The 16082-nt window shown below is 35.3% G+C and carries 12 protein-coding genes; 7 read left to right on the top strand and 5 right to left on the bottom strand.

Going from position 1 to position 16082, the window contains the following annotated elements; translation table 11 throughout:
* Positions 1 to 38: 38 nt before the first annotated feature.
* From DR980_RS10890 to DR980_RS10870, 5 genes are all read right to left on the bottom strand, one after another.
* Positions 39 to 1589: an SGNH/GDSL hydrolase family protein gene (locus DR980_RS10890; protein ID WP_113636025.1), complete on the bottom strand. Its 1551-nt coding sequence runs from the start codon at positions 1587 to 1589 to the stop codon at positions 39 to 41.
* A gap of 29 nt (positions 1590 to 1618) precedes the next feature.
* Positions 1619 to 4426, bottom strand: coding sequence for a TonB-dependent receptor domain-containing protein (locus tag DR980_RS10885; RefSeq protein WP_113636023.1), 2808 nt, complete (start codon positions 4424 to 4426; stop codon positions 1619 to 1621).
* A gap of 378 nt (positions 4427 to 4804) precedes the next feature.
* The gene (glmS, locus tag DR980_RS10880; RefSeq protein ID WP_113636021.1) at positions 4805 to 6652 is read right to left on the bottom strand and encodes a glutamine--fructose-6-phosphate transaminase (isomerizing); all 1848 of its coding nucleotides are present in this window, start codon (positions 6650 to 6652) and stop codon (positions 4805 to 4807) included.
* Positions 6653 to 6661: 9 nt separating this feature from the next.
* A complete protein-coding gene (locus DR980_RS10875; RefSeq protein WP_113636019.1) occupies positions 6662 to 8323 on the bottom strand; it encodes a DUF4270 domain-containing protein in 1662 nt (553 codons plus the stop codon).
* Positions 8324 to 8343: 20 nt separating this feature from the next.
* A complete protein-coding gene (locus DR980_RS10870) occupies positions 8344 to 9150 on the bottom strand; it encodes a glycogen/starch synthase (protein WP_113636017.1) in 807 nt (268 codons plus the stop codon).
* A 108-nt stretch (positions 9151 to 9258) separates the two neighbouring features.
* Here DR980_RS10870 and panC point away from each other — a divergent pair, with 108 nt between their 5' ends.
* From panC to DR980_RS10835, 7 genes are all read left to right on the top strand, one after another.
* On the top strand, positions 9259 to 10107 hold the full coding sequence (gene panC / locus DR980_RS10865) for a pantoate--beta-alanine ligase (protein ID WP_113636015.1): 849 nt from the start codon (positions 9259 to 9261) through the stop codon (positions 10105 to 10107).
* A 14-nt stretch (positions 10108 to 10121) separates the two neighbouring features.
* The gene (panD, locus tag DR980_RS10860; RefSeq protein ID WP_113636013.1) at positions 10122 to 10472 is read left to right on the top strand and encodes an aspartate 1-decarboxylase; all 351 of its coding nucleotides are present in this window, start codon (positions 10122 to 10124) and stop codon (positions 10470 to 10472) included.
* Between the two features lie 223 nt (positions 10473 to 10695).
* Positions 10696 to 11844, top strand: coding sequence for an alpha/beta hydrolase (locus DR980_RS10855; RefSeq protein ID WP_113636011.1), 1149 nt, complete (start codon positions 10696 to 10698; stop codon positions 11842 to 11844).
* A complete protein-coding gene (radA, locus tag DR980_RS10850; protein WP_113636009.1) occupies positions 11844 to 13205 on the top strand; it encodes a DNA repair protein RadA in 1362 nt (453 codons plus the stop codon). Before DR980_RS10855 ends, radA begins: the two co-directional genes overlap by 1 nt.
* Positions 13206 to 13240: 35 nt before the next feature.
* Entirely contained in the window at positions 13241 to 14884 is a 1644-nt protein-coding gene (locus DR980_RS10845) for a carboxylesterase/lipase family protein (protein WP_113636007.1), read from the top strand.
* Positions 14885 to 15069: 185 nt separating this feature from the next.
* Complete coding sequence (locus DR980_RS10840; protein ID WP_244199292.1) at positions 15070 to 15474, top strand: hypothetical protein; 405 nt, start codon at positions 15070 to 15072, stop codon at positions 15472 to 15474.
* Positions 15475 to 15515: 41 nt separating this feature from the next.
* A complete protein-coding gene (locus DR980_RS10835; RefSeq protein ID WP_113636005.1) occupies positions 15516 to 15956 on the top strand; it encodes a hypothetical protein in 441 nt (146 codons plus the stop codon).
* Positions 15957 to 16082: the final 126 nt, after the last annotated feature.

The raw sequence follows: 16082 nt of genomic DNA, 5'->3' as shown, positions 1-16082 counted from the left end.
AACGGGCGGTTGTTTTTTATAATTCAATTTATAAAATTTTACAATGATGCAGGGTATAAAATACGATATGACCCTACATTTACATTTTTGAAGTTAGAGCCATACTTTGCATTTATAGCATCAGTGAATAAATTTGCTATAATAGCATAACCTCTTGGACTTGGATGAACTCCATCTAAGGAGAACATACCACCAGTTACAAAAGTAGAGGTTGTAGTAAAACCATTATATACTATTCCACCATTTGCCAATTGATCAGTCACTCCTTTCAATTCAACAAATGCCAAACCTTTAGCATCAGCTACCGACTTGATAGTTGCATTATAAGCATCGGTAGCGACTTTAACTTCGGCAACTTCCGCTTTAGTTAACACATCTTTATCTTGCATAGGATATGTGACTCCAAAACTATTTAAAGGAGCTGGAACACCAGCTGGTGCTGAAGCAATAACAGTTTGAGCTGTTAAAACCACTAAATCATCCTTAGTTGCTTGTCTTGCCTGACCAAAAACTTGGCCGTAAAAAGTTGCTGTAGCTACCCCTAAAGTAGGAGTAAATGCAGCCGTTAATTGTGCTGAAAGATTCGTCAAACTCTCATCAACAATTAACAATGGATTTGCGGCAGTAGTTGACAGTAGCTCTATACGAGCTCCTTGACCAAATACAGTTAATGCTTGTTTTAAAGGCCCATACAATTGCGCATTTAGAGCTGAAATTGTTGCGTTTCCTACAGCAACATTACCTCGACCCAGAACAGAAGCCGTTAATGGATTAAAAGGAACGGTAGTAAAATAAGGTAAAGATGTTACATACGGCAGATTTGCCACTACACCCTTAGCACCCTTTGCCGTCATAGCGTTAACTATATTTGTATAAACTCCTGCAAACACTGTTGGATCCGTAATATCATTACTACCGTAGGTTGCTGGATTCAAATTGCCAATTCGGTTAATTCCTACACCACCTGAGGTAGCATATGATAAAACATCATTACCCCCAATCCACAACGAAAAGAAAGTTGGATCTTGTGCCACGGCATCAGCAACAATAGTTGTAGACGATGACGATGCAAATCTTGCAAAATATGGATTAGCTTGTCCTGTTGCAACTCCAGCAACATTTCCATATCCTGGTGCAACCAAATGGTAACTTTTAGCACCAGGTACTCCTAAGTTATTAAAAGGCCCTGTCAATTTAGTTGTCGTTTCAGTTGAAGGCCTTCCGCTTACTGGCACTGGCGCTGTTCCATTAAAAAACAATCGCTGCCCAAAAATCACATTGCCACCCAATAACAATCCTCCAACATTATCAGCCATAAACGGCGTTTTAAACTCTCCACCTCCAGCTAATGTAAACTGCTGTGCTATAATATTAGTATAAGAGCCTTTTTGTCCTTCAATAAACAAAGCATTATCACTATAGCCAGCCGCATAAGAATCTCCTAATGCTGTATATTTTGTCACAACAGCCGTACCGGAAGTTAAAGGATTCCCGTCAGATGAATTAGCATCAATAGTTACTTCATCATCATTATTACATGCTGCAAATGCTAAAGAAGCAAATAGCAACCATTTGAAATTTTTTATCATTGTTCTTTGATTTTAGTTTTAATAAAATGTTACGGGTTGATTGTCCAAGATGCAAAATATTGTTGACCAATTAGACCCGCTCCTAACACTTGTCCATATTCTTTTCCTCCAATATTGGAAGCCCCTACTTTCAACGTAGATTTCAAAGCTGGAAAATTATAGTTTAATTGAGCATCAATAACTGTTGCTGAGGCTATAGTACCATCCGCAAAAGATGATTGCCATAAGTACTCACTATTCCATCTACCACTCACATTAAACCCGAAATTTGGGAATAACTTTTCGTTACCAATAGAAGCTTTAACACGATGTTTTGGTGTATTAAAACCAGCCTCAAAGCTAGGATCTTTTGATTGATCAAATTTAAACTCAGCATAGTTATAGTTTGCACCTATTTCAAAATCTTTGTAAACTTTACGAGACAATCCAACTCCAAAACCTAATGATTCAATTTCTAAAGGAGTATTGGTATACAATTGAAAGGCTCTTGTATTACCATTTTGAAGTGCATGCAATGCCTGTTGACCTTGAGGATTTGTCAATCCACCTCCATCTATTGCAGAACCGTATAAAGGCGTAACAACGTTCAAATTACCAATGAAATTATTGTATACATTATAATACCCATTGATATCAATCGAAGTTTTGTTTATGAATGAACGATACCCTAATTCAATTGCTTTTACCTCTTCAGGTTTCACTAAATCAACATTAGTTTTTTGCAATAATGCAGGGTTACCAGCTGCAGCAAATGCTCTAACTGATGATGCTGTATATGAATTATCGTATGCATTGGTACCATTTATAGTAACTGAATTACCTCCTGCAAATCCCTGACCAACCGCTGTTGCAATTGGTAGTGTTTCCGTAAAACGAGTTAGGTTATCCGGTGCAGAACCTAGTAAAATAGCACTACCTACGTTAAAACCAATGTATTGATCTTGAGTAGAAGGATTTCTGAAACCAGTTTGAAAAGATCCTCTGAAATTATGATTTTTATTTTGACCTCCAGAATATACTAAGGAAACTCTTGGAGAAATATTACCTTTAAAATTTTGCGCTTTATCATAACGCATAGAACCCGTGAACTTCAAACGATCATCCATAAACTTTTTCATTACCTGCGTGTAGGCACCATATTCGTCATAAGTAATCGGTCCGTCAGCATCGGTATAAATACGGCCAAAAGAATTTAACTCATATTGTCTGTAAGAACCTCCAATTTGAATTTCTGCAAATTTTATTAAATCCTTAAAATTATAATTAGCATCTGAATGGTAGATTCTAGAATTATCAACTAATTTAGAACCTGTTAAAACACTTGGATCGCTAACAACTTGATTGAATGCGTTTTTAAACGCATCAGTTCCAGGTATCAATCTACCAGTATCGGCAGTAGACCTAGCTCTTGAATGTGCTTGTTCAGGAGTAAAACCTGCTAAAGTTGATTGAACATAAGCACCTGCATATTGCCCAAACCATGTTCTGTCATCTTTCCATTTTCTGTTAACATTTATACCTGTAAACAACATATCATAAGATTGACCACCATCTTCCGTAGTGGTATAACCTCTTAAAAAGAAGTTTTTTCCTTTGAACTCAATTTTATGTTGTTGCATAAAAAAGTTATTCAAATAGTAACGATTGGCTCCTTGATAAACGGTATTACCGTAACCAAATTTACTTTGCCAGATTACTTCTAATCTTTCGTCTCCAAATGGACGGAGGTGTAATGAAAAATCAATTTTTGTGTTAGAAACTTTATTATCCGTCAAATCAACTTCATTGTATCCTGTTCTACTCACATTCGTATTAGGCAATAAATTTACTGCTGAAGCCGGAATTAAACCCTGAGAAGCTAAAGCTTGACCAACACCTTTAATATTAGTAACTACTTCGTCTCCATAAATATTGATACCATCATAATCAATTGTATTTCTATCAATACCTGCACGGGTTTTATCATCATAATTTACTGCATGCCATTCAGTACCTCTCATGTAAGCAAAATTTACTTTCCCTGCAAAATATTTATTAAATGCTTTAGCCATTCTTACACCGTAGTCAACATAGTCATTAGTACCAGCCGCTTTTTGACTCGTTTGTCCAAACTTAGCATACGCTCTAATTCCTTCACTTGTAAAAGGACTTTTACTAGTCATAAACAAAATACCATTAAAGGCGTTTGCGCCGTATAAGGCTGAAGACGCACCTGGTAATAATTCCACACTTTGAACATCTATCTCCGAGACACCAATTAAATTTCCAAGAACAAAATTCAACAGAGGCGAGGAATTGTCCATACCGTCAACAAGTTGCATAAAACGAGTATTAGCAACAGATGCAAAACCACGAGTGTTTATTGATTTAAAAGACATACTTGAAGTATTCATTTGAACTTCTTTTAAGTTTTCTAAACCATCATAAAAAGAAGGAGAGGCAGTTTTTTTTATTTCAGCGATTCCCATTCTTTCAATAGTCACCGGGGACTCCAGAACTCTTTCAGGAGTTCTTGATGCAGAAACCACAATTTCATCCAGTTTATTTTCTTCATCTAAAAGCTTAACCGAAATTCTTTGATTTGCTGAAGTAACGTTAATCTTTTGAGATCCAAAACCCACACTTGTAATCTCAATTACAAAAGGAGGTTTTTTAGAAGATTGCAAAGTAAAAGAACCATCTAAATCAGTTATTGTCCCTGCAGAATCTCCAACAATTTTAATGTTGGCTCCAGGAATAGGCTGGTTGTTGCTGTCTGTAACAACACCTGAAATTGAGTTTTGAGCAAAAGTTAGGCTGCAAAAAAACAATGTCAAAAAAAGTAAATACACTCTCATTGGGTTATAATTTGTTGGTTTATGTAGCCAAAGTACAAATATTTTTGATATTAATAAAAAAGTCCCAAAAAAATTTCACATTCATCAGTTAATTTGCCCCATTTGCGCTTATTTCGTATTTATAATTAATTATTTAATGTTAAATTTTGTGTTGAAAAAACAGAATATCATTATGCATGCATATAAAAAATGCATTAATCACAAAATAATTATTAATTTTTAGATATTTGATAAAAGTGATAAAAGCGCCCAAATTTATAGTTTTTTTCACTTTTGTAGACTTTAAAAGCATCTGACAAATTTGATAATTTGACGCACAAAAAAAGCCTCGAAAGAAAACTTCCGAGGCTTAGTATTTATAAAGCAGTTAACTACTAATTATTCTACTGTAACTGATTTAGCAAGATTACGAGGCTGATCTACATTGCATCCGCGCATAACAGCAATATGATATGACAACAGCTGTAATGGTATTGTTGTAATCAACGGTGATAATGCATCCGAAGTTTCTGGAATTTCGATAACATAGTCCGCCAATTCACGTACTTGCGTATCTCCCTTAGTTACCACCGCTATAATTTTTCCACTTCTAGATTTGATTTCCTGAATATTACTTACAATTTTATCGTAATGTCCTTGTTTTGGTGCAATTACAACCACAGGCATATGCTCATCAATTAATGCAATTGGTCCGTGTTTCATTTCTGCTGCAGGATATCCTTCAGCATGAATATAAGAAATCTCTTTTAATTTCAAAGCACCCTCAAGAGCCACTGGGAAATTATATCCTCTTCCCAAATATAAACAGTTAGGAGCATCTTTGAAAACTGCAGCAATTTCTTTTGCTCTATCATTTGTCTCTAAAGCCTCTTTTACTTTTTCAGGAATAATTTCTAATTCTTGTAAATAGGTGTGAAAAGCTGAATTTGACAAAGTTCCTTTGGCTTTAGCCAAACGTAACGCAATCATTGTCAAAACAGTAATTTGTGTTGTAAATGCTTTTGTTGATGCAACTCCAATTTCAGGCCCTGCATGAGTGTAAGCACCAGCATGAGTTTCTCTTGAAATAGAAGAACCTACTACGTTACAAACTCCAAAAACAAATGCGCCGCTTTCTTTAGCCAATTTTATCGCAGCCATTGTATCAGCTGTTTCTCCTGATTGAGAAATAGCAATAACAATATCTTTACTGTTTATAATTGGATTTCTATATCTAAATTCAGAAGCATATTCTACTTCAACAGGGATTCTTGCAAATTCCTCAAAAATATATTCAGCCACTAAACCTGCGTGCCATGAGGTACCACAAGCAACTATTATAATTCGATCCGCATTCAAGAATTTTTCTAAATTATCCTCAACACCTGCCATTTGAATTAAACCTTCATTTGCATGAAGTCTTCCACGGTATGTATCTTTGATAACGCTAGGTTGCTCATAAATTTCTTTAAGCATAAAATGATCATAACCACCTTTTTCAATTTGCTCCAAATTCATTTGAAGCTCCTGAATAGTAGGATTAACTAAAGAATCATCTTTAATTTTACGAACCTTCATTTGTTTATGCAATCTAATATTTGCCATTTCACCATCTTCCAGATAAATAGCATTAGATGTATATTCAATAAACGGAGATGCATCCGAAGCAATAAAAAACTCTCCTTCACCAACACCTATTGCTAATGGGCTTCCTAACCGAGCAGCAACAATTTCATTAGGATTTTTTTTATCAAAAACAGCAATTGCATACGCTCCCACTACTTGATTCAAAGCCACCTGAACTGCTTTTCCTAATTTTAAATTATCTTTTTTCTGCACTTCTTCAATGAGATTAATCAATACTTCAGTATCTGTATCCGAATGAAAAACATATCCTCTCTTTATTAACTCTGCTTTTAAAGGAGCGTAATTTTCAATAATTCCGTTGTGTACGATTGCTAAATCGCCTGAATTAGAAATATGTGGATGTGAATTCACGTCATTTGGAACACCATGCGTAGCCCAACGTGTATGACCAATCCCAATAGTTCCATTAGTAGTTATCTCTTTTGAAGATCTTTCTTCAAGATCAGAAACTTTTCCTTTTGTTTTTGATACTTTTAGGTTTTCACCATCAAATAACATGACACCAGCACTGTCATAGCCTCTATATTCGAGTCTTTTTAATCCTTTAATTACAATAGGATAAGCTTCTCTGTATCCAATATATCCAACAATTCCACACATAGTCTTGGTTTAATTAGGTTTTGTATAATAAATTTCCAGTTTTAATCTTTTAGCCTCAGCTACGGTAGATTTTCCGCTGTGTAAAACAGTCCCTAACGGATTCATAACCGAAGCTTTTGGTGCTTGACTAATATTCGCATTTTGAGTTTTTACTTTGTAAGATGCAATTATCCCAATATCTTCTGTAACCACAAGACCCAATTTAACATTAGTTGAATCTTTATTGTTGATAAGATTTCGGATATGATTCGTAATTCTAATTTTATAAGTCAATCCCTTTTTACTAGTAGCATCTTTCTTTATAATACCATCAAAAAACGCTTTTGACTTCTTTGCATCAACACTATTTGATGTTACATCTAAGTAATAATCAGTTAAAGGCCTGCTGTTCTTAAAATCGTACAAATAAATTCTTTGTGGTTCATAACTACTAGCCATTGCAGCAGCATCAATATGGAAAACCAAGTTGGCTTCATTCACTAATAATTTTTTGCCATCAGCAGGATTTCTTAAATCATCCAGCTCATCTGAAATTCCATTTGGACCAGTTAAAACACCATTAGCATCATACCCTTTCAAATCTTTTTTATCAAAAAGATCTAAAACCGCTACAGAACCTTCGCCGCCTTTCAGGAAAAATTTATCATCCCCTTCAGTTTGGTTTCCGGTATTTGGTAAAGCATCATAAGCACCTCCATTAACGCTATAATCATTTTTCAATAAACTAACAGTATTACCCGTCATATTAAGAACGATTGTCTTTTTAACTCTAGTCGTAGCACCACCAGTTGTTGAGGCCAAATCTTCTTTGTAAGTGATGGTTATTTTACCAGCTTTAAAATTCAACATTGCTAAATTTCCAGCGCTGCTTCCTGATTTCTCCATTTTAAAATAAAGTCCTCTGAAGTAATTTTTAAAAACATCATTCGAGGCTAATTTTCCTGAATTAACTGCTTCAAGGATTCTTGATTTAAAATAATCTTTGTTCAAATTCAATTGCATACCTGGCGCCGTATACGTCGTTGTTTTTACACCTGTCACTGTATCCGTAGCAACTACAGGATGTTCAGCCGGATCAAAGAAAAATTCATCATTTTCAGCTTTGTTTAAACTATTATTCAACCGATTTCCAACCTTCAAATTATTGAAATCAGTATCTTGGTCTGTGAAATATTTTTGAGGTTGTTGGAATCCTCCAACAGGATCTGCGTCTCTCATAAAATAACCAGATTCATAGACACTTAATTTCATTTTAGCCTTTTCTGGTCCGTAGATAGAATCTAAAACATATACACGAGTTCCATCAGCATTGACTTTTAGTTGAGTTGCATCCGTGTAATAAGGAACTGTAAGAACAACACTTTCTACAAATAAATTTGTACTTACTGAAGTAATTAGTGCAGGTAATGTTAACTGAGTATTGAAATTTGCTGTTGTTTCACCAAAATTTGTATTGCTGTAAATCCCCAATGGATTTACTTCAAGATTATTGGATTGTATTGCTCCTGTTTTTTGATTGTAACCCAACACACTATATGTCTGCTTATTAAGATCAAAATTATTTTCACCTATCAAATCTCCACCAATTTCATTATAATCTTTATCACAAGAATATAAAAAAACAACACTTGCTACTAGAAGAATTTTCTTAAAAAAAGAATTATTGTACATATTTATTAAAAAAGTTTAATTTACAGAACCTCGTTTATATAGAAATTAGTATACGCTTCCGCGAATGCATCTTTCGGTGCGAAAGGTAAAAAAGGTTTTCCTGAAGATTCTATAAATTTTGTTAAACTTGGAGAGAGGTTTTCTGAAGCAATAATCACAGCATCAGAATGTTTAACTGTCGCCTTGATGATATTTTCGTAGTTAGGAACCTCCAAATCTGCTATTGCATCATCCGGAACTCCGTCAAATTTCACTTTATTAATCATTTCCTCGTTCAAAGTCCCTTCAAAAGACTGGCTGTACACTGAAGTAACAATCTTTGTTTCCGAAAATAAGGCTTCGTTTTTATAAAAATGTTTCATGTAAATAGGCAACATTGCAGCCATCCAGCCATGAACATGAATAATATCAGGAACCCAGTTGAGTTTTTTGACAGTTTCCACAACTCCTTTTGCAAAGAAGATGGCACGTTCATCATTATCAGGATACATCACACCTTCTTCATCTGCAAAGGTTGCTTTCCTTTTGAAATATTCATCATTATCAATAAAGTAGACTTGTATTCTCTCTTTTGGAATAGAAGCCACTTTAATAATTAACGGCATATCCAAGTCATTTACTACCAAATTCATCCCCGAAAGTCTAATTACCTCGTGCAATTGGTGTCTTCTCTCGTTAATATTTCCATACCTTGGCATAAAAATTCTTATCTGTCCGCCTTGATCATTAATCATTTTTGGAACGTCATAAGACATTAAAGAGACCTCGTTTTCAGCGAGATACGGCACCACTTCAGATGATACATATAATATCCTCTTATCTTTCATATTGTAATTTACTTAATTTATTGGCAATAAAAACCATGCAAAATTACAAAAATTTATGCAGTTATTAACTAAAATAGTAAGTTTGCATTTAATTTTAATAATACTGCCATGCATATTTTCTACGGAAAAGCATCTTTAATGGACTATTTGAAACCTATAAAAACCATCCATTCCACTATTGGATTTGTTCCAACAATGGGTGCGTTACATCAAGGTCATTTAGCTTTAATGCAGAAATCATTGCTGGAAAACGACAAAACCATTGTGAGTATTTTTGTAAATCCTACTCAATTCAACAATCCGGAAGACTTGGCAAAATACCCAAGAACACTAGAGGAAGATGTAAAAAAATTGACCAATCTGAATCCAAACATTATCTTGTATGCCCCAACGGTTGAAGATATTTATGACGGAAAACCGGTTTCGGAACCTTTCGATTTCGATGGATTAGAAAACCAAATGGAAGGCAAATTCAGACCTGGACATTTCAATGGTGTGGGAACCATCGTGAAGCGCCTTTTTGAGATTATTGAACCAACCAACGCTTATTTTGGCGAGAAAGACTTTCAACAATTACAAATCGTAAAAAAAATGGTGGCTAAAAATCATTTAAAAGTAAATGTAATTGGCTGCCCTATTTATAGAGAAGCTAATGAACTTGCCATGAGCTCCAGAAACGAGCGTTTATCTGCGCAGGAAAGAGACGAAGCATCTATTATCTACAAAATTCTAAGCTCTGTAAAAGAGCAATTTTCGAAAAATAGCACCGCTAAAATTTCAGAATGGGTTCAAAAATCATTCGATAACAATCCTCATTTTACTTTAGAATATTTCACCATTGCTGATGAAGCCACGCTTTTATCGTGCACCCGAAAAAATAAAAATAAAAAATACCGCGCTTTCATAGCCGTATTAGTCAACAATATTCGTTTAATTGACACCATTTCACTAAATTAATTTACTTTTGTAGCATGCAAATTCAAGTATTAAAATCAAAAATTCACCGCGTTAAGGTAACCGGCGCCGATTTAAATTATATCGGGTCGATCACTATTGACGAATCATTGTTAGAGGCTTCAAATATAATTGAAGGCGAAAAAGTTTCCATTGTAAACATCAATAATGGAGAACGTTTTGAAACTTATGCCATCAAAGGCGAAAAAAATTCTGGAACAATAACACTCAACGGTCCTGCAGCCAGAAAAGTTCAAAAAGACGATATCATCATCATCATTTCATACGCAACCCTAGAATTTGAAGAAGCTAAAACTTTCAAACCGTGGGTTATTTTTCCAAATGAAAATGACAATTCGTTGACTTAATTTCTATTCGATTAAAACCAACAATATTTTTTAGCCACTGATTCTCTGATTTTGCATTTTAAAATCAAAGAATCAGTGGTTATTTTTTTAAACGCTGGTGCCACCCTTGAAATCAAGACGCAATATTAACATTTACCGGCATTCATTTTCAAATAAAAGTAATAATGTTTATATTGCTTGCTCTTATTTGGAGCATTCTATACTTTCTAAACCAAACCAATTCATGAAAAAACTAATACTCTTATTACTCTTTTCTGTTTCCGTATTTTCACAAAAAACTGTGATTGCTTTCGATTCTCAAGTGCTTGGCGAAAGCAGAGAAATTACCATTGGGCTCCCGCCTTCTTTTGAAAAAAATCCAAATAAAAAATACCCAATTCTCGTTTTATTGGATGGCGATTATCTGTTTGAACCTTTCTACGGTGCTTTAAATTATGGTGCCTATTGGGATGATTTACCGGAAACCATCATTGTTGGCATCAGCCAAAACAAAAACAACGAACGATATGACGATTGTAATCACGACGAAGCGGATGGCGTTCCTTCAGGAAAAGGCGCGAAATTTTTCGAATTCATTGGAGCGGAGTTATTGCCCTACATCGAAAAGAAATATCCTGTTGCCCCTTTCCGCATAATCGCCGGTCATGACACTACTGCTGGTTTTTTGAACTTTTTTCTGTACAAAGACAATCCTATTTTTAATGCCTTTATTTCATTGAGTCCAGAACTAGCGCCTGATATGGAAAACCGCATTCCGGAGCAACTTTCAAAACTCAAACAACCTGTTTTTTATTATCAGTCAAATGGTGATGGCGATGTAAAGAAACTGCAAACATCTATCAAGAAATTAGACACTAATATAAAACAGGTTACAAATCCATTACTGAATTATAAATTTGATAATTTCAAGGGCGCATCTCATTATTCGCTGGTTCTGTATTCGATTCCAAATGCTTTGTACCAATTTTTCGACACATACAAACCCATTTCTTCAACTGAATATTCGGAGAAAATTGTTATTCTCCAATCCGGATATGTGGATTACCTAACTAACAAATACGAGGTTTTATCTAAAAATTTAGGTTTAAAAATCCCCATTCGCGTTAATGATTTCAAAGCCATTGAAGCTGCAATTCTTAAAAACAAAGCGTATTCTGAATTGGATAAATTAGCTGAAATTGCTAATAAAAACTATCCAAAATCAATGCTTGCCGATTATGAATTGGGTTTAATGTATGAAAAAACGGGCGACATGAAAAAAGCAGCAAAGCGATACCAAACTGCTTCACAACTAGAAGAAATTGGCGACCTTACAAAAAACATAATGATGGAGAAATATGATAATATGATCAGTCAAACACCAAAAAAATAATGTCAAAAGTAAAAACAACTTTTTTTTGCCAAAACTGTGGCGCACAATATGCAAAATGGCAAGGACAATGCAATTCCTGTAAAGAATGGAACACCATTGCGGAAGAAATTATCCAAAAACAAGAAAAAGTAGCTTGGAAGAGCGAACCAACTTCCAGTAATAAAGCACCAAAACCCTTACGAATAAACGAAATTGATTCGGCTCAGGAAATCCGAATGGACACGACAGATGGGGAATTAAATCGGGTACTTGGTGGCGGAATCGTTCCAGGTTCCTTAATCCTTTTGGGCGGAGAACCCGGCATTGGAAAAAGTACGCTATTGCTTCAAATATCCTTAAAATTACCCTATAAAACTTTATATGTTTCGGGCGAGGAAAGTCAGAAACAAATAAAAATGCGTGCCGAAAGAATCACGCCAAGCGGAGACAATTGCTATATTCTGACCGAAACCAAAACACAAAATATCTTCAAGCAAATTGAAGCCATCGAACCGGAAATCGTGATTATCGATTCCATTCAAACCTTGCATACGGATTATATTGAATCTACTCCAGGAAGTATTTCTCAAATTAGAGAAACCACAGCCGAACTAATAAAATTTGCCAAAGAAACCAATATTCCCGTGATTCTGATTGGTCATATTACCAAAGACGGAAACATTGCAGGACCAAAAATCCTGGAACACATGGTCGACACCGTTTTACAATTTGAAGGCGATAGAAATCACGTGTACCGAATTTTACGTTCGTTAAAAAATCGTTTTGGTTCCACTGCCGAAATTGGTATTTATGAAATGCTCGGCAATGGTTTACGCGAAGTTTCCAATCCATCCGAAATATTAATTTCGCATAAAGATGAAGAATTATCCGGAACCGCAATTGCTTCAACTTTAGAAGGCATGCGCCCGTTGATGATTGAAATTCAAGCCTTGGTAAGCACCGCAGTTTACGGAACACCGCAACGCAGCACCACGGGTTACAATGCCAAAAGACTGAATATGATTCTAGCGGTTTTAGAAAAACGTGCTGGTTTTAGGCTTGGCGCCAAAGACGTTTTCCTAAATGTAACTGGAGGAATTTCAGTAGATGATCCGGCGATAGATTTAGCTGTTGTTGCCGCCATTTTATCTTCGAATGAAGATATTGCAGTGAATAAAGATTTTTGCTTTGCCGGTGAAGTGGGGCTTTCAGGCGAAATACGTCCGGTAAACCGTGTGGATCAACGCATTCAGGAAGCAGAAAAATTAGGTTTTTCGACCATTTTCGTATCCAAATACAACAAAATTGCATTGAAAAATACCGGAATCAAAATACGATTGGTAGCGAAAATTGAAGATGTGGCGAGTGAACTATTTGGATAAATATAATGTCAAAAAAACAAATAAAATAATACACTATGAATCTAAAAACAAACTGTATCGGAATACTGCTGTTGCTCATTCCTTTCTTTTCGGAAGCGCAACAAGCTGAAAATCAAAATGCTTTCCCTGTTCAACTCACTATTGCTAACGGAACTATTGAAGGAGAATTTGACATAAAGACAAACATTCAAAGTTTCAAAGGAATTCCGTTTGCACAACCACCAGTAGGTGATTTACGATGGAAAGCTCCGCAGCCCGTTACAAATTGGACTGGAGTAAAGCAAACCAAAAAATTTGGACCACGAGCCATTCAATCTAATGTTTTTGGCGATATGGGTTTTAGAAGTGATGGAATGAGCGAAGATTGTTTGTACCTCAACGTTTGGTCTCCTGCTAAATCTGCCAGTGAAAAATTACCAGTTTTAGTGTATTTCTATGGTGGCGGTTTTGCTGCAGGCGATGGCTCAGAAAGTCGTTATGATGGTGAGAATATGGCAAAAAAAGGAATAGTAACCTTAACCGTAAATTATAGATTAGGGATTTGGGGATTTTTCTCCCATCCGGAACTGACCAAAGAATCACCGAATCGTGCATCTGGAAACTACGGATTATTAGATCAAAATGCTGCTTTAAAATGGGTACAAGCCAATATTTCAAAATTCGGAGGTGACCCAAAACGTGTAACTATTGCAGGAGAATCAGCGGGTTCTATTGCCGTAAGTGCACAAATGGCTTCTCCTTTATCAAAAGGACTTATTGCAGGAGCTATTGGCGAAAGCGGTGGTTCTATATTCCCAACCTTAGCTCCGGTTCCTTTGGCTGAAGCCGAAAAAACAGGCCTTGAATACGCCCAAAAAATTGGAGCAACTTCCTTAAAAAATCTGCGTGAAATGTCTACGTTAGAACTTTACCAAAAATCGTTAGGAAGCAGTTTAGGCGTTTTTAAAACTACCATTGACGGTTATTTTTTAACCAAAACACTACCTGAAACTTTTGAAGCCAAACAACAGGCTATGATTCCTTTATTATTAGGATGGAACTCCGAAGAAATGACTTACAGAGCATTGACAGCTGGAAAAGACATCAGTAATGAAACCTATATTCAAAAAGTAAAAGAATTGTATGGCAAAAAAGCTGATGAAGTATTGAAATTATATCCAACAGGAACTCTGGAAGTAACAGAGCAATCTGCCACCGATTTATCGGGTGACCGTTTTATCGCCTACAGCACCTGGAAATGGTTTGATTTGCATCGAAAAAACAGCACGCAACCAGTATATCGCTATTATTATACACATCCCAGACCAGAAATGCGAGACAATAGTCTTGAAGCTGGCCTTGCTGGCGGTGTCATCAAAAAGAATTCAAACACTCCAAAAGCACCAATACCAAAAGGAGCGGTTCACTCTGCCGAAATCGAATATGCAATGGGTAATTTAGCCGGAAATAAAGACTATGCCTGGACAGAATCTGATTATGCAGTTTCAGAAACGATGCTGAATTATTTTGCCAACTTTATTAAAACTGGAAATCCAAATGCTGATAAGCTTCCGGTTTGGCCAATGTCAAAAAATGAAGAAAAACCCGAAATCATGATTATCAATTTAACCTCAAAATCAGTACGAGCAGAGAACGACGCCCGTTACTTATTTTTAGACAAAGAATACTCGAAAAAATAATTTTTCTACCGCTGCAAAAAAGAGGAAGTCACTAAAAAAGGCTTCCTCTTTTTTTGTTAAAAACTGAAAATCAAATAATTATATTTTTGTTAATTTCACTTTTATTTTAATTAAAAATAAAAAGCAGCAAAGGAATTCATTATTTTTTGTAACTTTATGTTTTACAATATGTTACGGAAATAAAAATGAAACCTTCTCACCAAACTATGACTCATTTATACGAACACTTAGGCAAAGTGTTCTATTCTATTGCGGCCATAGACAAAACCGTTCGTAAAGAGGAAATCGAGAAACTGAAACAAATCATAAAAACGGAGTGGCTTCCGCTAGAAAATAGTTTTAATGAATTTGGGGATGACACTGCTTATGAAATCGAAATTGTTTTTGACTGGCTTGTTGCCAATGAATGGGAATTGGAACAAGTGATTCCCGACTTTAAAATTTTCAGAGAAGAGCATCAACACTTGTTCACTCCAGAAATTAATGCCTTAATTCTAAAAACTGCCAACGCCGTAGCTTCATCATTTTCAGGAAAAAATAAATCAGAACACGTTTTAATAAGTCAACTGAGCGCGATTCTTTTGCAATAAAATAGTAAAAAAAATCTACTTTAATTTAAAATAGCAAAGACATGAAAAGACAAACTGGCATTTGGATAGATTCGTCAAAAGCAATAATTGTTGCTCTTGATGGTGATACAGAAAAAATTACCGAAATAGACTCTGAGGTTGAAAATAGCGTACATCATAATGACGAAGGTAATAAAGGAACTTTCTCAGGAGTTCATCATGGCAATAGCGACAAAAAATTTGACAACCGAAAAGAACAAGAACTGGATTATTTTATAAAATCAGTGCTGTCGTATGTGAAAAAATCAGATGAACTTATCGTTTTTGGTCCGGCACAGACTAAAACGAAACTGGAACAAAAATTAATGACCGATCATTTAATTGAACCCGGAAAACTAAAAGCCGTAGAAACCGCAGACAAAATGACGTTAAATCAAATTGTAGAGAAAGTGCGCAGGTTCTACAATCCTTATGAATACAAAGAACCAAAGCCAAAAAGCTAATTGACCACAACAAAAAAGTTTAGAAACTACAGCGCCATTGAAGTTGTAGTTTTTTATGTTTACAATCGAACAAAATTATATTATTCATCAAAATTCTAAAGAAAACTATAAAAAACTTTCCTTTGG

It is taken from the genome of Flavobacterium psychrolimnae (assembly GCF_003312425.1).
Taxonomy (GTDB): Bacteria; Bacteroidota; Bacteroidia; order Flavobacteriales; family Flavobacteriaceae; genus Flavobacterium; species Flavobacterium psychrolimnae.
The sequence above is the reverse complement of the archived record's forward strand: the minus strand, read 5'-3'. Positions and strand labels throughout refer to the sequence as shown.